General features: G+C 49.0%; 21 protein-coding genes. 16 read left to right on the top strand and 5 right to left on the bottom strand.

Going from position 1 to position 20862, the window contains the following annotated elements; all coding sequences use genetic code 11:
* Positions 1-7 precede the first annotated feature (7 nt).
* Both DV520_RS03105 and DV520_RS03100 read right to left on the bottom strand, forming a co-directional pair.
* Positions 8-1159, bottom strand: coding sequence for a sensor histidine kinase (locus DV520_RS03105; protein WP_117141758.1), 1152 nt, complete (start codon positions 1157-1159; stop codon positions 8-10).
* Positions 1156-1833 (bottom strand): response regulator transcription factor, encoded by a 678-nt coding sequence (locus tag DV520_RS03100; RefSeq protein WP_117141757.1) that lies wholly within the window; start codon positions 1831-1833, stop codon positions 1156-1158. The genes DV520_RS03105 and DV520_RS03100 overlap by 4 nt, the downstream gene beginning before the upstream one ends.
* A 147-nt stretch (positions 1834-1980) precedes the next feature.
* Here DV520_RS03100 and DV520_RS12230 point away from each other — a divergent pair, with 147 nt between their 5' ends.
* The 4 genes from DV520_RS12230 to msrB are packed head-to-tail and all read left to right on the top strand — an operon-like array spanning position 1981 to position 5158.
* Entirely contained in the window at positions 1981-2127 is a 147-nt protein-coding gene (locus tag DV520_RS12230; RefSeq protein WP_165643166.1) for a CD1871A family CXXC motif-containing protein, read from the top strand.
* A 25-nt stretch (positions 2128-2152) separates the two neighbouring features.
* Complete coding sequence (locus tag DV520_RS03095) at positions 2153-3046, top strand: 4Fe-4S binding protein (protein ID WP_172616034.1); 894 nt, start codon at positions 2153-2155, stop codon at positions 3044-3046.
* Between the two features lie 5 nt (positions 3047-3051).
* Entirely contained in the window at positions 3052-4008 is a 957-nt protein-coding gene (locus DV520_RS03090; RefSeq protein ID WP_117141755.1) for a TlpA disulfide reductase family protein, read from the top strand.
* 37 nt (positions 4009-4045) lie between these two features.
* Entirely contained in the window at positions 4046-5158 is a 1113-nt protein-coding gene (gene msrB, locus DV520_RS03085) for a peptide-methionine (R)-S-oxide reductase MsrB (protein WP_117141754.1), read from the top strand.
* A 79-nt stretch (positions 5159-5237) separates the two neighbouring features.
* Here the strand turns inward: msrB and DV520_RS03080 are convergent, their stop codons facing one another.
* Together DV520_RS03080 and DV520_RS03075 are read right to left on the bottom strand one after the other, a co-directional pair.
* Entirely contained in the window at positions 5238-5456 is a 219-nt protein-coding gene (locus DV520_RS03080; protein ID WP_117141753.1) for a DUF6061 family protein, read from the bottom strand.
* A gap of 421 nt (positions 5457-5877) precedes the next feature.
* A complete protein-coding gene (locus DV520_RS03075; protein WP_117141752.1) occupies positions 5878-6408 on the bottom strand; it encodes a helix-turn-helix domain-containing protein in 531 nt (176 codons plus the stop codon).
* Between the two features lie 285 nt (positions 6409-6693).
* Between DV520_RS03075 and DV520_RS03070 the strand changes: the two genes are divergently transcribed.
* The 10 genes from DV520_RS03070 to DV520_RS03025 all read left to right on the top strand — a co-directional run bounded on the left by DV520_RS03070 (position 6694) and on the right by DV520_RS03025 (position 18343).
* Complete coding sequence (locus DV520_RS03070) at positions 6694-6885, top strand: helix-turn-helix domain-containing protein (RefSeq protein ID WP_117141751.1); 192 nt, start codon at positions 6694-6696, stop codon at positions 6883-6885.
* A gap of 5 nt (positions 6886-6890) precedes the next feature.
* A complete protein-coding gene (locus DV520_RS03065; RefSeq protein ID WP_117141750.1) occupies positions 6891-7964 on the top strand; it encodes a site-specific integrase in 1074 nt (357 codons plus the stop codon).
* 1 nt (position 7965) lies between these two features.
* Positions 7966-8292: a plasmid mobilization protein gene (locus DV520_RS03060; protein ID WP_117141749.1), complete on the top strand. Its 327-nt coding sequence runs from the start codon at positions 7966-7968 to the stop codon at positions 8290-8292.
* Positions 8289-9479, top strand: coding sequence for an AAA family ATPase (locus tag DV520_RS03055; protein ID WP_117141748.1), 1191 nt, complete (start codon positions 8289-8291; stop codon positions 9477-9479). The genes DV520_RS03060 and DV520_RS03055 overlap by 4 nt, the downstream gene beginning before the upstream one ends.
* A gap of 286 nt (positions 9480-9765) precedes the next feature.
* The gene (locus DV520_RS03050) at positions 9766-10950 is read left to right on the top strand and encodes a plasmid recombination protein (RefSeq protein WP_117141747.1); all 1185 of its coding nucleotides are present in this window, start codon (positions 9766-9768) and stop codon (positions 10948-10950) included.
* Between the two features lie 9 nt (positions 10951-10959).
* Positions 10960-11337, top strand: a complete 378-nt coding sequence (locus DV520_RS03045; protein WP_117141746.1) for a TnpV protein — start codon at positions 10960-10962, stop codon at positions 11335-11337.
* A gap of 240 nt (positions 11338-11577) precedes the next feature.
* Positions 11578-11790: a helix-turn-helix domain-containing protein gene (locus tag DV520_RS03040; RefSeq protein ID WP_117141745.1), complete on the top strand. Its 213-nt coding sequence runs from the start codon at positions 11578-11580 to the stop codon at positions 11788-11790.
* A gap of 15 nt (positions 11791-11805) precedes the next feature.
* On the top strand, positions 11806-13701 hold the full coding sequence (locus DV520_RS03035) for a Dam family site-specific DNA-(adenine-N6)-methyltransferase (RefSeq protein WP_242984634.1): 1896 nt from the start codon (positions 11806-11808) through the stop codon (positions 13699-13701).
* 14 nt (positions 13702-13715) lie between these two features.
* Positions 13716-15728 carry an AlwI family type II restriction endonuclease gene (locus DV520_RS03030; protein WP_117141744.1) on the top strand — a complete coding sequence of 671 codons (2013 nt, stop codon included), beginning with the start codon at positions 13716-13718 and terminating at the stop codon, positions 15726-15728.
* A 41-nt stretch (positions 15729-15769) separates the two neighbouring features.
* Positions 15770-18343 (top strand): TrlF family AAA-like ATPase, encoded by a 2574-nt coding sequence (locus DV520_RS03025; RefSeq protein ID WP_117141743.1) that lies wholly within the window; start codon positions 15770-15772, stop codon positions 18341-18343.
* Positions 18344-18781: 438 nt separating this feature from the next.
* Here DV520_RS03025 and DV520_RS03020 read toward each other — a convergent pair whose 3' ends face one another.
* Positions 18782-19270 carry a helix-turn-helix domain-containing protein gene (locus DV520_RS03020; RefSeq protein ID WP_117141742.1) on the bottom strand — a complete coding sequence of 163 codons (489 nt, stop codon included), beginning with the start codon at positions 19268-19270 and terminating at the stop codon, positions 18782-18784.
* 300 nt (positions 19271-19570) lie between these two features.
* On the opposite strand from DV520_RS03020, the gene DV520_RS03015 reads away from it, so the two are divergent.
* Positions 19571-19774, top strand: a complete 204-nt coding sequence (locus DV520_RS03015) for a hypothetical protein (protein ID WP_002566189.1) — start codon at positions 19571-19573, stop codon at positions 19772-19774.
* Positions 19775-19776: 2 nt separating this feature from the next.
* Positions 19777-20859 (top strand): site-specific integrase, encoded by a 1083-nt coding sequence (locus DV520_RS03010; protein WP_117141741.1) that lies wholly within the window; start codon positions 19777-19779, stop codon positions 20857-20859.
* The last annotated feature ends 3 nt before the right edge of the window (positions 20860-20862 follow it).

Genomic DNA, 20862 nt, shown 5'->3' with positions numbered 1-20862 from the left:
AAGGGTTTTAGGGCTTCGTTGATTGTTGCGTTGGCAACCCCACCGCAATGGTAGTGCCCTTCTCCGAACTTTTCTCTACCCAAACGGAGCCGCCGTGGAGGTCGGCGATCTCCCATACCAGTGAGAGCCCCAGTCCTGCGCCACCGTATTCCCGGCTGCGAGACTTGTCCACCCGGAAGAAGGGCTGGAAGATACTGCGCTGATACACCTCCGGGATGCCGCAGCCGGTGTCGGAGACGCGGAGCAGGAGCTTTTCCAGCTCCTGAGTGACAGAAACCCGTACCGAGCCGCCCGGCCGGTTGTACTTGACAGCATTCTCCGTCAGGTTGAAGATCAGCCGGTAGATCAGTGCATCGCTGCCAGTCATAATGCCGTCACCCTCCGCCTCCAGTGTGATGCCGTTTTTCTCCGCCAGCGGGGCGAGGTCCGTGAAGATCTCCTCGATCATGGGGGCGAGCTGGATTTGCTCGTTCCGCGCCACCTGCCGCAGATTGCTCATTTCCAGCAGCGTTCTGGTCATTTGGGTCAGCCGCTCCGTCTGCTCCCGCAGAAGGGTGAGAAACTCCGCCGTCTCTGGCCGCACGTCGGGATGCTCCGCGGAAAACAGCTCCAGCCGCGCCTGCATCAGCGCCAGCGGCGTGCGCAGCTCGTGGGCGGCGTTGCCGGTGAACTGCCGTTGGGCGGCAAAGGCGTTGTTCAGCCGCTCCAGCATCTGGTTGAACGAGCGGCTCAGCTGCCGGAACTCCGAAATAGCGTCTTCATCGATCCTCATATCGGCAAGATTGTTCAGCTGCACCTGCTCCACCTGCGAGACAAAGCTGCGCAGGGGCTTGAGAGCGCGTCCGCTGACAAAATAGGCGAGGATGCCGCTGAGCAGCGTTACCGCCGCCGTGATGTACCAGTTGGTGGTGCGGAAGCGCCCCTGCACCCCATCGACGACGATGGTCAACTCCTCGTTGGGTGCTATGAGTTGCGGGTCAAAGCTCGCCGCTCCGCCATCATTCAGGATCACCGTGCCGCCGCCTTGTAAACTGTCCGCAATGGTGTCCATATAGTACACACCGGAGGAGCACAGCAGCAAATTCATGACCACGCAGGTGATGCCGATGAGCAGGACGGACATCAGCGTGATGCGCCACTGCAGGGAAAGCCGCTTCATTCCTCCTCGCCTCCCATCAGATAGCCCTCGCCGATGCGGTTGCGGATGGGGTCATAGCCCAGCACGGCGCGGAGCTTTTTGCGCAGGGCGGAGATGTGGACGCGAATGGAATTGCTGAAGCTGTCCACGCTATTTTCCCAAACGTGATCCATCAGCTCCTCCTGACTTACTGGCCTTCCTTGATGCACCATCAGGTATTCCAGGATTCCAGTTTCCTTCCGGGTGAGCGTCAGCGTCTGCCCGTTGACGGTGGCGGTACGGGAGCGGGTGTCAAAGGTCAGGCCTCCGCAGCTTAGCAGCACATCCTGCTGGGTGAACTGCCGCAACGTCAGGCTGCGGATGCGGGCCTCCAACTCCGCCAAGTGGAAGGGCTTCGCCAGATAGTCGTTCGCCCCGGCATCCAGCCCCTGCACCTTGTCCTCCACTTCGCTGCGGGCGGAGAGGATCAGCACCCGCGTCTCCCGGTCGGTCTGCCGCAGGGTGCGCAGCACCGTCATGCCGTCCTTTTTCGGCAGATTCAGATCAAGAAGCACCAGATCGTATCGTTCCACGCCCAGAAGCGCCAGCGCCTTTTCGCCGTCATAGCAGTAGTCCACGCTGTAGGCCAGCCGCCGCAGGCTGCGAACGATGGTCTCGCACAGGGCGCGTTCATCTTCAATTACTAAAAGGTGCATGAGAGCCCTCCTTTTTGTTTCTTCGTTTTTGTGTTGCTTTCATTATAGCAAAAACAGATAAGGTTTGCGTTAAGTTTTCGTTCTTAACAGAGACTTTAACTCTCCCGCGCTATGATGGGGGCAGAAAATCGGAAAGGGTGATGAAAAATGAGCTGCGGGAAAAAGGCCGCGGCGCAGATCGTGCTGCTGATGGCCGGAGCCGCCATGCTGTGCTTTGGTGTCTGGCGGGGCGAGGCGGCGACAGTGCTGAGCAAAGCAATCAAATTATGTCTGGAGTGTGTGGGCATTGGGTAAAAAGTTTTCAGGCGTTTCACAGACCATGTCCCGCTTCCGGGGCTGGATTCAGGCGGGGGCGACGCTGCTGACCAACCTGCATCTGCCGAACTTTCTCAAGGGCGGACTGTATCAGGGGGCGGGGAAGACCGTCTGTGTGCCGGGGCTGAACTGCTACTCCTGTCCGGCGGCGTCCGGGGCCTGCCCCATCGGGGCGTTTCAGGCGGTGGTGGGGTCTTCCAAGTTCAGCTTCTCCTACTATATCACAGGCTTCCTCATTCTGCTGAGCGTGCTGCTGGGGCGCTTTATCTGCGGCTTTCTATGCCCCTTCGGCTGGTTTCAGGAGCTGCTGCACAAAATCCCCACGAAGAAGCTTTCCACAAAGAGGCTGAAGCCGCTGACATACCTGAAATACGCTGTCCTGCTGGTGATGGTTTTCCTGCTACCGGCGTTCCTTGTGAACGATGTTGGCATGGGAGACCCGTTCTTCTGCAAATACCTCTGCCCCCAAGGCGTGCTGGAGGGAGCCATCCCGCTGTCCCTTGCCAATTCCGGCGTCCGGGCGGCGCTGGGCAAGCTGTTTGCATGGAAATTCAGCATCCTGCTGTCGGTGATTGCGCTGAGCGTACTGTTCTACCGACCGTTCTGCAAGTGGCTCTGCCCGCTTGGCGCGTTCTACGCGCTGTTCAACCGGGTGTCCCTCTTCCAGATGAAGGTGGATAAGAATAAGTGCGTCTCCTGCGGGAAATGCGCCAGAGCCTGCAAGATGGATGTGGATGTGACGAAAACGCCCAACCATACCGAGTGCATCCGCTGCGGAATGTGCATCCGCGCCTGTTCGACGAAAGCCGTGTGCTTCCGCTACGGCTTCGGAGACGGTAAAGATAAGGCAAAAGCAGCGGAAACGCTACAGACAAACAACAATAACAGGGAGGAATAAAACGAATGAAGATGAATAGGACGAATACTGCCGGCAGAATTCTGGCGCTGCTACTTACTGCACTGATGGTGCTCTCTCTGGCAGCCTGCGGCACAAAGGGCGGAGACAAAATGGACGGAATGAGCAGCGAACCGAAGAATGCCGAGGAAGCGGTTGCCATGCACAAGGAGCTGATGGCGCAGGAAAATGCCATTCTCTCGGAGGACACAGCGCTTTGGGAAAAGGTTTTCATGGCGGCCGACAAGGGCATGACCATGCAGGAGGACGGCAAAAACTATGGTGAGTTCTTGTTGGACACCATCGAAGGTTCCAAAGATCAGTTTACGGAGGATGAGCTGAAGCTGCTCAAGGAGGCGGCGGAGAAGATCTGCGAGATTGAAAACAAGCTGACCATGATAGAGAAAAAGTACCCCGAGGCGGCACAGCAATCTACGGATGGCGCTATGAGCGTGCCCGCGGGCAGCGACATGACCACGCCGCCTGATGACGGCAGCATGCAGAAATTCCCCGCCTTTGAGGGCAAGGACCTGGATGGCAACACGGTGAAGAGCGACGAGCTGTTCTCCGCCAACGCCGTCACCGTGGTGAATTTCTGGTTCACCACCTGCAATCCCTGCGTGGGCGAGCTTTCCGAGCTGGACGCACTGAACAAGGAGCTTGCGAAGAAGGGCGGCGCACTCATCGGTGTCAACACCTTCACATTGGATGGCGATGAAGCGGCAATTTCCGAAGCAAAAGATGTACTGGCCAAGAAGGGCGTGACCTACCAGAATGTGTATTTCGCTTCCGACGGCGAGGCGGGAAAGTTCACTACAAACATTTTTGCCTACCCCACCACCTATGTGGTTGACCGCAACGGCAATATCGTGGGTGAGCCCATCGTAGGCGCCATCACGGAAAAAAAGCAGGCGGAGACGCTGCAAAAGCTCATCGACCAGGCTCTTGCCGCCGATATGGGCTGACAAACGAATTTATCTTCTCAGAAAGGAGGGATACACCATGTATCGGAGAGTATTGCCGCTTCTGCTCACCGCGGTACTGCTGCTGAGCGGCTGCACTGCCGGGCAGAAAAATATGCCGCAGAAAACGGACGAGAAGGAAATGACCGGACAGCCCTCTGATATGTCCGGTGAAGGAAGCATGTATATGGATACCACGGAAAATGTCATATATCTGGCGGGCGGCTGCTTCTGGGGCATGGAACAGCTGATGCAGTCCATCCCCGGCGTCATCGATGCCGAGAGCGGCTATGCCAACGGCACCTGCGAGGCGGACGCCGATTACAAGACCGTCTGCAAGGGCGAGACCGGCTTTCGGGAGGCCGTGCGGGTGGAGTATGACCCCGGACAGGTGAGTCTCGACGCCCTGCTGCTGGCCTACTTCTATGTGATCGACCCCACGGTGGAGAACCGGCAGGGCAACGACCGGGGCAGCCAGTATCAGACCGGTGTCTATTACACCAACGAAAGCGCGAAGGAAACGGTGGAGCGCATCGCGGAGATCGAGCGGGGACGCAGTGAAAAGTTCTTCGTGGAGATCGGCCCACTCAAGAACTACTACCCCGCCGAGGAGTACCACCAGAACTACCTCGAAAAGAACCCGAACGGCTACTGCCACATCCCGCGCGCGGAGATGGAGCTGTTTTCCCGGCTGCGCATCGATCCGGGCGACTATCAGAAGCCCGCGGCGGAATCCATCCGGGACAAGCTGACGGCGGAGCAGTACCGTGTTACACAGGAGAGCGGCACGGAGCGCGCTTTCACAGGCGAGTTCTGGGATAAGTTTGAAAAGGGCATCTATGTGGATGTCGTCACCGGCGAGCCGCTCTTTTCCTCCACGGATAAGTACGAGAGCGGCTGCGGCTGGCCGGCTTTCACAAAGCCCATTGAAGAGCCTGCCGTGGTGGAACTGGAGGACCTGAGCCACGGCATGCGCCGCACAGAGGTCAGAAGCCGTGCCGGAGATTCTCACCTTGGTCATGTGTTCACCGGCGATCCGGAGTCCCCCAATGGCGTGCGCTACTGCATCAACAGTGCGGCCCTGCGCTTTGTGCCTTACGCAAAGATGAAAGCAGAGGGTTACGGATATCTTCTGTATCTGTTCGAGGAATGAGTTCGCAAAATACAATGATATAATAAGCAGCGGCCCAATCATTATGAACCGGGACGCTGTCGTTTATGCTCATGTCGGTTTATTCAAACAGGACGTTCAGCTTGCTGTTCAGAATCAGATCGGCATAAGCAAGCGGGTCGTTGTAGATCAGATAATCCAGCTCTGACCGCTGGAAGCGGTTATCGGCAACTTCGTTTTCAACGGCGGTGAAGTCAATGGGAATCTGGCTTCTATCGTCAAAAACCAATTCTACGCAGGCTGTGTCGATGTTGAATTGACAGAAAATAAGTTTACTCATAGTCATATCTCCAAGATGTTTTTTAGGTGAATCAGGTGGTCAATTTTGTCTGATGATTGGCGGAAATCATATTGAAACCCACCGCAGATTATTCAAATCAAGTCGTTGCGAACGGTTAGTACGTATAAAATAGCTGGCTACAAAACGGCTACAAAATTCGTAAGAAACCTATGTACAGCCCGAAATACGTGGATTATTTGGACAAAATGCGTATCGAGAGTACATTTTATAACCCTAAATCAAAGCCCAAGACTTGAGTGGGAATGATTGCATCCCGGAAAAAAACCAGTCATACCAAGGCTTTTTCGCCATGAGTGCCCGCTGTGGCAACAAAATGGCAACATTATTTGAATTATTGCGATAACAAAAAGCGCTATCTGATTTGAAGCCAAGTCAGATAGCGCTTTTTTTCTATTGTTTTTTAATCAGCCTTCAGCCGGTCCTTGAACGCCTCCACCATTGCATTGCTAAGCTGCTGGGACGGCACTTTCACATAACCGGAGGCTTCGTCATATTTCGGGTAGTTATAACGCCACTTGTCGTAGTCCTCCCGGTTGATTTCTCCGCTACGATACTTTTCCGCTTGCTGCGCCCAAGCAACAAGCATTTCGGAAAGCTCAGCGGCGTCCTTCCCCTTCCGGGGATCAACACGCAGGGAAACGCCGTTTTCGCCGGTTTCCACCCTCAGGCCGTAGCGATCCTCTAAGGTAAACAGGGTGTGCATCAGGCCGAGATAGCTGTCAATGTCCGGCACGGACAGCGCCAGCGGCGAGACGCCCAGCGCACTGGCAAGGTTCTCCGTCAGCTCTGCCTTAGGCGTTCTGCTGCCGGATTCATACTGCGCCATACGGATGTCGGCGGTCTTTTCCGGGAAGCCGATCACCTGCCCCAAGTATTTTTGTGTCATTCCCCGCAGATTACGGAAAAAGCGAATTCTCTCACCGATTGCCATAGCACAACACTCCTTTATGTATTGTGCAATTAGCATAGCATATGAATTTAAGTTGTGTCAAGATAGCAAAAGCAAAAAAGTTAAATATTTTCTTGCAAGCCTCTTGACAATAGCAAATTCGTTTAGTATAATGGCTATAGCAAATAGCGTTAAGTTATTTGTAGACAACAGAATATCCGTCGTGCGTCACGGTAATGGCGTACCCGCTCGGGCAAATCGGAATGCGGTCAGAAAGTTCTCCGACACTAAATAAGAGAACTATAACCAAACGAAAGGGGTGATGGAATGGAAAACACAAGCTTTATGAGAGTGGAGGAAGTAGCACAGGAATTGGGCGTTTCCAAATCCTACGCCTACAAGATCGTCCAGAGGTTAAATGCCGAACTGAAAGAAAAAGGCATGTTGACCATCTCAGGGCGAGTGAACAGAAAGTATTTTATGGAGCGCACCTGCTACGGTGCAGAGAGAAAGGAGTAATCACATTGGCAGTTTATAAGGAACCGAAAACCAACACTTGGCGGGTCATTTATCGGTACACAGATTGGAACGGAGAACGGAAGCAATCCCAGAAGCGTGGCTTTCAGACAAAACGAGAGGCACAAAGCTGGGAGAGGGAGCAGCTTAACAAATTGGGTTCCGATTTGGATATGACCTTCCGAAGCTTTGTGGAGCATTATGAGGAAGATCGGCGCAGCCGCATCAAGGACAGCACGTGGGAGAGCAAGGAGCACATCATCCGCACCAAGCTGCTCCCCTACTTTGGAAAGCTCAAAATGAGCAGCATCACCCCGCAGCAAATTGTTCGGTGGCAGAATGAGCTAATCAACTATCGTGACAAGGATGGGGCTCCCTACTCACCGGTGTATCTCAAAAGCATCCAGAACCAGATTAGCGCCATTTTCAATCACGCCGTCAGGTACTACAACCTGAAGGAAAATCCCTGCAAGAAAGCCGGAAGTATGGGCAAGAAGAAAAATCGGGAAATGGCTTTCTGGACCAAGGATGAGTATCTGCAATTCATTGATGCAATGATGGACAAGCCGCTGTCGTTTTATGCTTTTGAGATGCTTTACTGGTGCGGCATCCGTGAGGGTGAGCTGCTAGCGCTGACCCCGGCGGATTTTGACTTTGATAAACGCACAGTCACGATCAACAAGACATTTCAGCACACCGGCGGGAAAGACATCATCACGCCGCCCAAAACGGAAAAGAGCAATCGCACAATTACGATGCCACGCTTTCTGGCAGATGAGATGCAGGAGTATTTGAAGATGCAGTATGACATTGGCATAGATGACCGGATGTTCCCAGTCACAAAAAGCTATCTGTATCGGGAAATGCAGCGTGGCTGTAAGGAAACCGGCGTAAAACGCATCCGAATCCACGATTTACGACACAGTCACATCAGCCTTTTGATTGACCAAGGTTTTTCTGCGGTTGCTATTGCCGACCGGGTAGGCCACGAGAGTATTGATATTACCTACAACTATGCACATTTGTTTCCTTCTAAGCAGGCAGAAATGGCGGATAAGCTGGATATGGAAAGGGGTATTTAAGATGTCATTGAAGAACAGGGACGAGCATAATCGCTGGCGCAGCAAAACGGTTGCTTTTCGGGTATCGCCGGAGGAAGATGCCCAAATCGAACGCTATGTGCAGCTCTCCGGGCTGACCAAGCAGGACTATATCACCCGGCGGCTCACCCACAAGGATGTAGTGGTGCAGGGCAATCCCAGAGTTTTCAAGGCGCTACGAAACCAGCTTACGGAAGTGCTTTTGGAATTGCAAAGAATTGAGAGCGGCAGCGTAGTCAATGATGAGCTGCTTGACCTAATTGAAATGATCGCCGACATTCTCGGCGGAATGAAGGAGGAATTTGAATGACCAACGAAAAAGAAATGACCACCCCTATTGTATCTGTTGGCGCAGATACGGAGCAGTCATCCCAAAAACTTACTGACAATAGTTTAACCGATTTTGATTCAGATTTCAAGGGGGCTGACGATGATTTCTACCGGGAAATGCAAAGAAGGATGGCCCCGGATTATCTGGAAGCGGTATCGATGACCACCCTCTATGATACGGACTTTGAGGGGCAGGAGCCGCTGATCGACGGCCTGCTGTACCGAGGCGCCTACTTACTGGCCGGTTCCCCGAAAGTGGGAAAAAGCTTCCTGATGGCCCAGCTTGCCTATCAGGTCAGCACCGGCCTGTCCTTGTGGGGCTACAAGGTGCGGAAAACGGGCGTTCTTTACTTTGCGCTGGAAGATAACTATGCCCGCTTACAGCGGAGACTATTCCGAATGTTCGGAGCTGAAGCGGCGGAAAATCTGTATTTTGCCACCCACTGTAAAACAGCCAACAGCGGTCTGGAGGATCAGATTCGCAGCTTTATGCGGGAGCATCCCAACACCGGTCTGATTATCATCGACACCCTGAAACGGGTGCGTGAGGTTGGCGGCGCAGAATACAGCTACAGCAGCGACTACGACATTGTGTCCCGGCTGAAAGCCGTTGCCGACAGCTACAAGGTGACGATGGTAATCGTTCACCATACCCGCAAGTTGGAGGCAGATGACAAATTCGATATGATTGCCGGGACCAACGGCCTGCTGGGTGCAGCGGATGGCGGTTTTGTTCTCAGCAAGGAGCAGCGCACCTCCAATGCGGCGGTACTGGATGTCACCGGCAGAGATCAGGAGGACCAGCGGCTGCACCTGACTAAGAACCCCGAAACGCTGGTATGGGAGCTGGCAAGCGTTGAAACAGAGCTTTGGCAGGAGCCGCCGGACCCGTTTCTGGACAGCATTGCGGAATTTCTTTCTTCGGCTGGTGGTCAGTGGGAAGGCACTGCTTCTGAGCTGTGCGGTCTGTTGCATCTGGACTGCAAGCCCAATGTGCTTTCTCTGCGGCTGAGCGTCGGCTCGATGCGGCTGCTGCGAGATCACGATATTCACTACAAGGCAAGCCGCAATCACGGTGGACGCAAAATCTCCCTGTGGAGAGAGATGGACAGCGTGTCAAAGGGTGACGACCGTGACGGTCTTTTGGTGGGTGCTGGCGAGGTCTAAAACATCGTCACCACCGTCACGGTTTGTCACGCTTTGAAGTTTCGGCAAGCCGTGCGGCTGCCCTTTTCAAAGGGCATTGAGCACTGGGGAGCAGCCCGCAGGCTGCCGGGGCAAAGTCCCGGTACAGGGTTGGTGCTCGATGCACCGGCTCTGTACCAGCCCCCTCGGGAGAGCGCAAACAGCATCTTTTGATGGCCGCAGGCTGTCAAAAGTGCTTTTGCGTTTACTCTTGACAAGAGTAACAGAACCCCGGCTGCGGCCGGAAAGCGAAAGGAAGTGAGATTTTATGAAGAGAACGATCAGTGCCGAGGTCGGCAAAGGATCTGTCAACCACAACAGCCGCAAATTTCGGGCGGAGAATGTAGACGGAAGCCGAACTCATCTGAACATCGACTACTGCAACGAGCGCATCCAGACTGTGTACCACCAACTTTTCGATGAAGCCCTGAAACGCTACAACGAGAAGCAGACCCGTGCAGACCGGCGCATTCCGAACTACTACGAGAAAATTCGCTCCGGCAATCAGGAGAAGCCATTCCACGAAATCATCCTGCAAATCGGGAACAAGGACGATATGAGTGCTACCGGCGAATACGCAGAATTGGCACGAACCATATTGGATGAATACTATCGAGGATTTCAGGAGCGAAATCCCAACCTCCGGGTATTCTCAGCGCACCTCCATATGGACGAAACCACGCCTCATCTGCACATTGACTTTGTGCCCTTCACCACCGGGAGCAAGCGTGGACTTGACACCCGGGTATCGCTGAAACAGGCGCTGGCGGCGCAAGGCTTCAAAGGCGGCACTCGTGGTGCAACGGAATGGGCGCAGTGGGTGCAGTCCGAAAAGGAACAGCTTGCCGCCGTGATGGAGCGGTATGACATTCAGTGGGAGCAGAAAGGCACCCACGAAAAGCATCTCTCCGTCTTGGATTACAAGAAGCAGGAACGGGAGAAAGAGATTGCGGCACTGGACACCACACTGGCCGAAAAGCAGGACGAGTTGGAAACGGTGCAGAATCGGATCGACAACTTCGATCAGGGTGCGCAGTCTATTGAAAAGCTGGAGCAGCGAATTGAGTCGGATGCAGAGTTTCAGCTCCCCAATCCGCCCACTCTAATGACCGTGAAGACCTATAAGCAGCGATTTGTTGACCCGTTAATCAAAAAGCTGAAAGAAGTCATCCGGGAGGTGTTCTACCACTATTACAAGGCACTGGACAGCTATCACCGGCTAAATAACACAAACGGTCGGCTGTATCGGGAAAACGAGCATCTGACCGCAACCAACGACCGGCTCAAAGGAGAAAATGAAGTCCTACGCTCCGAATTGAAGGATTTCCGTTTTCTGCGGAAAGTCCTTGGTAGTCAGCAGATAGATAATCTGATTGCACAGGCAAAAGATATGGAGCAGCAGCGAAAGCAAACCCAGCGCACAAGGCGCAAAAATACAACTTTTGAAAGGTAGGAACAAACTATGGCAAAGACAATTTTTGAGAAAATGGGCGGCACTTATACGCAGGTCGGGGATCATCTGCTCCCCAATTTGAAACTGCCCGAGGAAGAACAGCCGCCCATCGGCGTGTGGGGCCAGCGTCACCGGCGTTACCTGAAGGAGCATCGCCGGGCAACCTATGCGACGTTGCTCACCAGCGGCAGATTAAACAGTTACCTTGCCGACATAGACCGGCAAGCAGAGGCGATGTTTCTTCGGCTGGTAAAACAGCTGGCCGAAGCGGAAGGCATCACAGAAACGCTAAAAGCCGCCGATCCGATGGATTGGGTCGGCAGGATGAATAGCATACGAGGCAGAGCTATGGAAATTGTAAATAGCGAACTGATTTACACAGCATAAGCGTAACGGCGGCAGGGAAAATCCCTGCCGCCACAGCAATCAGCCATTCCCATAATAAGACTGCCTTATCAAAGCGATAGGCGAGAGAGTATCTGCAGAATTGCCACCGAATAGGAAGAACTTGCAATTATCATCTTGAAAAGCGAGCATAGCTATGCTATACTATTTTCAAAATCAGTGAACGCAGAATTTTTATCAGCGATTTTTGAACTGCGAGAACTACTATTGGAGTTGATAGGTATGGCGGTTAGCTATAAGAAGCTTTGGAAGCTGCTAATTGATAAAGATATGAAAAAGAAAGACCTGTGCGCTGCAGCAGGTATTAGTCACGCTTCGATGGCAAAGTTAGGAAAAAGCGAAAATGTCACTACAGATGTGTTGGTAAAAATCTGCACCGCATTACAGTGTGATATTGGTGATATTATGGAATTAACCCAAGATCCCATTAAATGAAAGGAGGCGAGTACATTGGCAGAACAAGCAGCTAAAAAAATAGTGTCTGCTCAAGCCAAGCCAATTTTGAAATGGGCAGGCGGCAAAACACAGATGTTGGGTGATCTTTTGCCGAAAGTCCCGACCTCCTTTGGCCGATATATTGAGCCGTTTTTTGGCGGCGGAGCAATGTTCTTTGCACTGCAGCCGGAAAATGCAGTCATTGCAGACAGCAATCCCGAACTAATCAATATGTACCGAGAAGTTGCTGATCATGTGGAAGATGTAATTCAGTGTCTCAAACAGTACGAAAACACTTCCGAGATGTTTTATGCCGTCCGTAGTCAAGAGTGGACAACGCTTCCAAAAGCCGAGGCTGCTGCAAGAACAATCTTTTTGAACAGGACTTGCTTTAATGGGTTGTATCGTGTCAATAAGCAGGGACAGTTTAATGTTCCCTATGGAAAATATAAAAACCCAAAGATTTGCGATGAGGACGGACTGAGAGCAGCGTCTGTAGCACTGCAAAAGGTAGATATTCTGTGCGGCGACTATCTTCTGGTTTTAGAGCATTATGCCCAGCCCGGAGACTTTATTTTCCTTGACCCTCCATATTTGCCGGTCTCTGAATACGCTGATTTTAAGAGGTATACTAAAGAACAGTTTTACGAAGAAGATCATATTGAGCTTTCGAAAATGATTATGGCATTACATGAACGTGGATGCTATGTCATCCTAACAAACTCTAATCACCCATTGGTACATGAGCTATACGCTCCGTTCAATATTGATGTCATTCAGACGAAACGCCACATTTCCTGCAACGGAAGCACACGTAAAGGTGAGGATGTCATTGTCACTATTCCTCCGAAGCAGCGTACTTTAATAAAGTTGCTTCCTCAGCCGCTTCCTGAACAAGTGTCAGCTTATCCACCGACTCGTTTTATGGGCTCAAAGAGCAAGTTATTGTCCGAAATATGGTCTGTTGCCTCGCAATTTAAGGTGAATACCGTTGTCGATCTTTTCTCCGGTTCCGGAATTGTTGGCTATATGTTCAAAGCGCAGGGTAAGTCTGTAGTCAGCAATGATTATATGGCTATGTCTGCAACATTTACCAAGGCAATGATAGAAAACAATTCTGTTACCTTGCCGTTGGATAAAGCCAAGGGATTGCTTATTGAACATAGGGAGTCCGATCACTTTGTGGCATCGACTTTCAAAGGTCTTTATTACACAGATGAAGAAAACGACTTGATTGACACGCTTCGCACTAATATTGCAGATATCAAAGATCAATACAAACACGCAATCGCTATGACGGCATTGATTCGTGCCTGCATAAAGAAGCGTCCCCGTGGTATCTTTACCTACACAGGACAGCGATACAATGATGGACGCAAGGATTTACAAAAAACGCTTGCTCAGCAATTCCTGGAGGCTGTTGAAGCTGTCAATAAGGCTGTATTTGATAACGGTCAAATCAATCGTTCCAAGCAGGGGGATGCTATGGATTTGAGGGTGGAACAGGTAGATTTAGTTTACATTGACCCTCCGTACTATTCTCCCCTATCCGATAATGAATACGTTCGGAGATACCATTTTGTTGAGGGCCTTGCCCGCGATTGGAAGGGGGTCGAAATTCAGCAACATACGCAAACAAAGAAGTTTAAATCGTATCCTACGCCTTTTGCTACCCGCAAAGGTGCGGCAGATGCGTTTGATCATCTTTTCAAAAAATTTGCAAACAGTATACTGATTGTTTCCTATTCTTCTAACAGCTTACCTACGCAAGATGAAATGGTAGCGATCATGGCCAAGTATAAGCAGCATGTAGAAGTCATCCCTGTAGACTACAAGTATTCGTTTGGAAATCAGAGTGATGCCAAAACACATAGAAATTCTGTACAGGAATACCTTTTCGTTGGGTATTGATTGGAGGATGCGGTATGAGCGAACAAATTAAAATATGGCTGGTAGGTAATACTGGCCTGCGTAATCCTAATCGAATCCAAGAAGGATTCTCTGTGTATGCTAGCTCTGCCTTTGTAGGACATCTCCATGGGCGTGAAAACGAGCTTGGTTTTATGAATTTGCTCGATGAGAAAGGGATTATTCAGAACGAAGTTGGCAAGGATAGCTCTGGTAGTCACGCCCGTAAATGGCGGTTGATGTTTGCTAAAAACGGATTGATTTATCCACAGATTCAGAAAAAAGATGGCCGGCAAGAGGATCTCGGCGCATTGGATGACATTACACCCTTTGGAAGATCATTTCTAAAAGCAGATACATACCCGGCCGTACAGGAATGCTTCCTGCGAGCAATGAGCGTAGAACAGTTCCCAATGTCGGATGGCACACACTACTTCTCCCCATTACGGTGGTTGCTGGCAATTATGCTGGAACTCGAGAAGCGCACGGGCACCTCCGAACTGAGCAGAATTGAATTTGCTCTGTGGGGACAAACAACCAATCCCAGCTATAAGCTGGAAGAAGTCGTTGATAACATCCTTGATCTGCGTCAGCGGAGATCTGCTTCCCAAGCTAAGCGTTCTTTCGACAAAAAGGAAATCGCTAAAAGAGGCGAAAACTACGACAAAAAAGCTGATAATTTCTTGGATTACGGCGATATGAATATGCGATACCTCCGCATTTCGGGTGTGCTCCAACGAAAAGGCAGAGGCCTTATAATCGTACCTACAAAACGCATACTTGCAGAAAAACTCGCTAAATCTACGGCCAGTTTGCAGTCCATTATGGAGCAGTATAAGTTGCTCTGTACCGGTGCACCGTTGCCCACAGACAATATGGATGTCGCAAAATCTTTGTTGGATGATTTGGTCAGGCAGATGAAAGAGCGTCATATTCTTTTTGACATTTCCGATCTGCCTTTGAATACTCCCACAGAAGTCAATATCGCGAGGCAAAGGCTCGAAAATATCCTTGCTCAGACGGATGAAATACAGTATGCCAGCGATCAGTGTAACCAGTGGGAAGAAATCAGAGATTATATGACGCTGCTAATTAAAGGTGGCGGCAAGATGGTCTACGACGAAGATAACGCTATTGAAGTACCCAAGGATGAGACCCCTGCGTATCTTGAATGGACACTTTGGCGTGCAGCACTGGCGATTGATCACATGGTCAATAAGCCTTATGAAGTCCGTGGGTTCAAATTGGATTCTGACTTCTTGCCGGTTTCCGCTGCAGGTGGAGGAAAAGGCGACTTGTACTGTGAGTTTAATGACTTTACCATCTTGACTGAAGTCACAATGTCCACATCTTCCCGCCAAGAGGCAATGGAGGGCGAACCTGTCAGGCGTCATGTTTCCGATGCTGTTCTGAAATACGACAAACCGGTCTATGGCATGTTTGTTGCTGTCCGCATTGACACAAACACCGCAGAGACTTTCAAACACGGTATTTGGTACGCAAAAGGCGATGTAAAGCAGCGACTTGACATTGTCCCTCTGACCTTGGTACAGTTCCAGAAATACTTCGTAGCAATGTTTGAGTCTAATAAGTCAGATCCTCAGAAACTCAGAGATTTGATTCTCCAATGCGAGTCCAGAAGAGATATACTGGAGGCCCCGGCTTGGAAAGAGTACATTGACACAACTGTTTCTGAAAAGGCAAATGAGATCGCAAGCGGAATTGTTGTACACAAGTCCGATGACGCACCCCTTGTGCCTGCCGGTGCCGTTGTGCGTCATGTAACTTTCGGTGAAGGACAAGTAGTTGCACTTGAAGCAAGTTTTCCCGAATGTCCTGCAAAAACGGTTGAAATACCGTATCTGCGGTCTTTACCAGATGCAATAAGTTTCTGTGCAGATGGAAGAACACTGTTGCATGATCGCTTTGGGGAGGGAACTGTACTTGCGTATACTGTGGTATTCCAAAATCAGATGTTGACTCTTTCTTATCCAGCAGCATTCAAGAATGGATGTTTAGCAATGGAGTAAGCGTCAAAGCAATAACAACATAAGAGAAATGGGGGATAAGTATGTTTGAATCAGGCTTACAATATGTTCGCGCAGACTTTCATTTACATACTTTGAAGGATAAAGAATTCACCTATTCTGGCGAGTCAACCTCATTTTTGGGTGATTATGTTTCTGCTCTAAAAAACGCGAGCATCAATGTCGGCATAATTACAAATCACAACAAATTCGACATAGAAGAATATAAAGCTATTCGTAAGGCTGCGAAAAAGCAAGACATATTTATTCTGCCGGGAGTAGAATTGACCGTTAAAGAAGGCGCAAACGGTATTCATACGCTAATTGTGTTTAATCCAGAGGAATGGCTTGAAAATGGAAACAATCATATCCAGACATTTCTGACGGCAGCATTTGCCACTATTTCCAATCCAGAAAATCGCAACACAAAAAGCATATTTGATCTAAAAAATGTATTTGATCAGTTAGACGCTTATGGACGGGATTATTTTATCGTATTTGCACATGTAGATCAAAACAGCGGCCTATTTAGTGAGTGTAGGGGTGGGTTGCTTGAATCTTTAGCAGGTTTTGCACCTTTTAGACATCGTGTTCTTGGGTTGCAAAAATCTAGAACACGTGACAATCTTGGTAAGTTTGAAAAATGCTGTGGGTATTTGCCGGCTCTGGTTGAGGGTTCCGATCCCAAATCCATCTCAGATATAGGAAAGGGAGACAGATGCACATATTTAAAAATCGGTGAATATTCCTATGCTGCAATTAAGTTTGCTTTACAAGATTATAGAGACCGAGTTAGCGAAAGTGTTCCTGACAATAAACATGGGTTTATAGAATCAATCTCTTTCCAAGGTGGCAAGTTCGACGGTCAAACAATTATGTTCTCTCGTGAGCTGAATACGCTTATTGGCATAAGAGGTAGCGGAAAGTCTTCTATTTTAGAAGCTGTGCGGTATGTCTTGGGACTTACAGCTCAAATGGACAAAGACTATAAAGAATCTCTTGTGAAAAATGTCTTTGGTTCTGGCGGAAAAGCAACATTGAATGTAATAGATAAACACGGAAAACATTATTCTGTCAGCCGAATATTGGGGGAACGCATAAATGTTCTTGATGAGACCGGTAATGACTTAAATATTAATCCGATCAGTTTGTTCGATGGGGTACAATATTTTGGTCAAAAGGATCTGTCCAGCAGTGCAGATCACGAAAACGGTTTGTTGGAGAAACTGATTAGCGGTAGAATTGGTCAACCTTCTAATTTGGATAATTGTGTGAATGAACTGATCAAAACAGTGGAGCGCTTACTGGATGTGAGCAAAATTCCACAGCAAATGACTGAAGTTACAACACAGCAAACCGAGCTTGAACATAAACTCTCGATTTTTGAAGAAAAAGGTGTTGCAGACAAACTTAAAAAGCAAAGTGGATACGCTACCGATACAGCAAAGCTTGATGCTGTAAAAAATAGAATAGACACTATTCTGCGTGATATTCGTACTGCGTTTTCAAAAAACTCGGTTGTATCGAGTGCGTTGGACGGATATAGTAGTGATTTTAATAAGGACATATTTGGAGATGTATCAATAGTATTGTCGTCAATCGATGCTCAGCTCGCACAAATCGGCTCTTGTATTGTAGAAATTGAAAAACAACGAAGTGGTATGGACGACCTCATATCCCGCCTAAAAGAGCGAATTGATAGTTTGGCGGATGAATTTGCTGAAATTAAAAGAGAAATCAAAGACGATACTTTGGATGTTGATAGTTTTGTCAAAATGACCGCTGAATTGCAAAAAACAAAAGAAAAACTAAAGCAATTAAGCGAAGAAGCTTCCTCTAAATCCAAAATAGAAGCATCATTTACTAAGGCAACACGAGAACGTAATGAAGCTCTCTTGGCAACTTATAATGCTTATAAAGCCGAAACCGAACGAATCAATCAGAACCAAACCGAACTCAAGATTGAAATCACATTCAAGGGAGATCGAGAAGGCTTCAAAGCTCAACTTAAAAATGATTTCAAGGGGACGGGAATCTCGGATATTAAATATCAAGCTATTTGTGATTCTTTTACTGATTATGCAGCTATCATAGAAGATTGGATTGTTTGCGATGGCAGCAAATTGAAAGGTATTGTTACGCCTGGCGAATATGTAAAATTGGAAGATAAGCTTCGTGGTCAATATGAAGAATTGCTGAACAGGCAGGTTGAAAATAAAGTAGATATTTATTATCACGGAAAACTGTTGAGGCAACACTCAATCGGGCAGCGAGCATCAGCACTTATACTGTTTATATTGACACAAGATGATAATGATATTATCTTCATTGATCAACCGGAAGATGATCTCGATAATAAGGTGATCTATGATGAAGTCATTACCGCTATTGCACAGAAAAAACCTTATATGCAGTTTATATTTGCTACACATAACGCAAACATCCCTGTGCTTGGCGATTCCGAAAGAGTATTAGTTGTCGAGTTTCAAGAATCAAGAATTGATGTTGCCCAAGGTAATATTGACTTGGATTCTACGCATAAGCAGATTGTTGATATTATGGAGGGCGGCAAGGAAGCATTCGACAAGAGACAACTTATCTATACTTCTTGGCGTTAAGTTTCCGGTTCGCGTGGCAACACCATGGCAACAAAAAATCGGATAGCCGATGTGTATCCGATAATTCAAATAATGTAGATACTCTCTGCTAAATCACCAAATCAAACTTGTTTAAGATGATTTTGCAGAGGGCGAGTGGGAATAAGCAAAAAGTGGATATGAGGGCCCGCAAAGGCGCATAAACACTGGGTTTTTGATTTTCAAATTCCCCATTTGATAGCAGATTGATAGCACTCGTCAAATCCCGATTTATTGAGTTTGAAAAGAAAAATCGGGTGGCTTGCGAGTAGCCTAAAAATCCTCATCTTTTTATTCATAAGTAAAAGGTCTAACTGATTTTTGTTGATCAGTTAGACCTTTTTTATTTTGCTCTCATTTATCTGAATTATCTGTTTTTGTGCAACAAATGACCTTTCCCGTGGCCTACAAGTGAGAGGGTTAGATCAGACCCTCCGGCGGCATCTTGGCGCGGACTTGGCTGCTGTCGTACTCCGGGTAATGGTAACGCCAGCGGTCGTACTCCTCCTGAGAGATCTCTCCGGCCTCCAACTTGGCGGCCTGTTCCCGCCAGGTCCAGAGCATCTCGTGCAGTCGGGCGGCATCCTTGTTTTTGCGAAAATCTACCTGCAAGGCAAGCTCACCGTCCTGCTCTGTGACTTTCAGCCCGTAGTTGTCCTCCAGGGTAAACAAGGTGTGCATCAGCCCTACATAGGAGTCTATGTCCGGGACAGAGAGCGCATGGGGCGAGACATCCAGCACTTCAGCCAGGGCAGCGGTCAGGTCTGCCTTTGGGGTTCTTGATCCTGTTTCGTACTGTGCAAGGCGTACATCAGCAGACTTCTCCGGGAAGCCCAGTGACATGCCAAGATATTTTTGTGTCATCCCCCGCAGGAGACGGAAAAAGTGGATTCGTTCGCCAATCGCCATATCATCAACTCCAGTCTATGATTGTCCTTATTTGAAACATAGCATATTTGCTTAGTTTTGTCAAGATAATCTAAGCAAATTTATTTAATAATATTTCTTTCAAAACACTTGAACTAAACTTATATGTATAGTATTATAAAAACACTAAGCTAATAAGTTTAGATAATATAGAGAATCAAATGGACCATCAGATTTTTGGTTGCGAAACCGAGAAAAAGTGGCAGTAGAGAGTAAGGAGGTCTTTATGAAAAACAAAATTAGCAGGCAGCTACCAAAAACAAAGAAAGGAAGGTATTTACTATGGCTAATCAGATTTTTATGCGTGTCAACGAAGTGGCGGAGGAGTTGGGGATCTCCATCCCCTTTGCCTATAGGATCATTCGACAGATGAATGAGGAACTGGCTAAAACCGGCTGCATCACCATTGCCGGGCGAATTGACCGAAAGTTTTTCCACGAGAAATTCTATGGTACAAGATCTGAGACAGAAAGGAAGGAGAAATAATTATGGCAGCGTTCAAAAATAAGGACAATGGCACCTGGTATGTTCAATTTCGCTACACCGATTGGAAGGGTGAACGCCAGCAGAAGCTCAAGCGCGGCTTTGCCACCAAGCGAGAAGCGTTGGAATGGGAACGGGAGTTCCTGATGGAAAAACAGGCTGATGTGAACATGACCTTTGAGAGCTTCGTTGCTCTCTACGAGAAGGACATTAAACCCAAGCTGAAACTCAATACCTGGCTTACCAAGGAGAGTATCATCAAGAAAAAGATCCTCCCCTATTTTGCAAATCGAAAACTCTCTGAGATCACGGCAAAGGACATTATCCGTTGGCAAAATGAAATCCGGGAGTTGAGGGACTGCCATGGTAAACCACTGTCTAAAACCTACCTGAAGACAGTTCACAATCAACTTAGTGCCATTTTCAACCATGCTGCACGATTTTACGGTCTGAATATCAACCCAGCCCGGCAGGCAGGAAACATGGGAGCGGAGGAACGAAAGGAGATGCTGTTCTGGACCCGGGAGGAGTACACCCGCTTTTCTGAGGCCATGATGGACAAGCCGTTGTCCTTCTACGCCTTTGAGGTATTGTACTGGTGCGGTGTCCGTGAGGGAGAGCTGCTGGCCCTGACCCCAGCAGATTTTGACTTTGAAAAGCGCACCGTCACCGTCAATAAGTCTTACCAGCGGCTCAATAAGCAGGATGTGATCACTACGCCTAAAACACCCAAGAGTAACCGCGTGATCCAGATGCCGCAGTTCCTCTGTGATGAACTCCAGGACTACCTCAAGCAGCTCTATGGAGTGGAGCCGGACAGCCGGATGTTCCCCATCAGCAAAAGCTATCTCCACCGAGAAATGGACCGTGGCTGCAAGCAAACGGGGGTGAAAAGGATTCGCATACACGATTTGAGACATAGCCACATCAGTTTGTTGATCGACATGGGCTTCACTGCCCTGGCTATTGCAGAGCGTGTAGGGCATGAGAGTATCGACATCACCTACCGATACGCCCATCTATTCCCCACCCGACAGGTGGAGATGGCTGACAAGTTGGATTCACTGAAAAATGAGAAGGGGGTGTAAGAA

Origin of the sequence: Evtepia gabavorous (assembly GCF_003425665.1) — a bacterium.
Taxonomy (GTDB): Bacteria; Bacillota; Clostridia; order Oscillospirales; family Oscillospiraceae; genus Evtepia; species Evtepia gabavorous.
The sequence above is the reverse complement of the archived record's forward strand: the minus strand, read 5'-3'. Positions and strand labels throughout refer to the sequence as shown.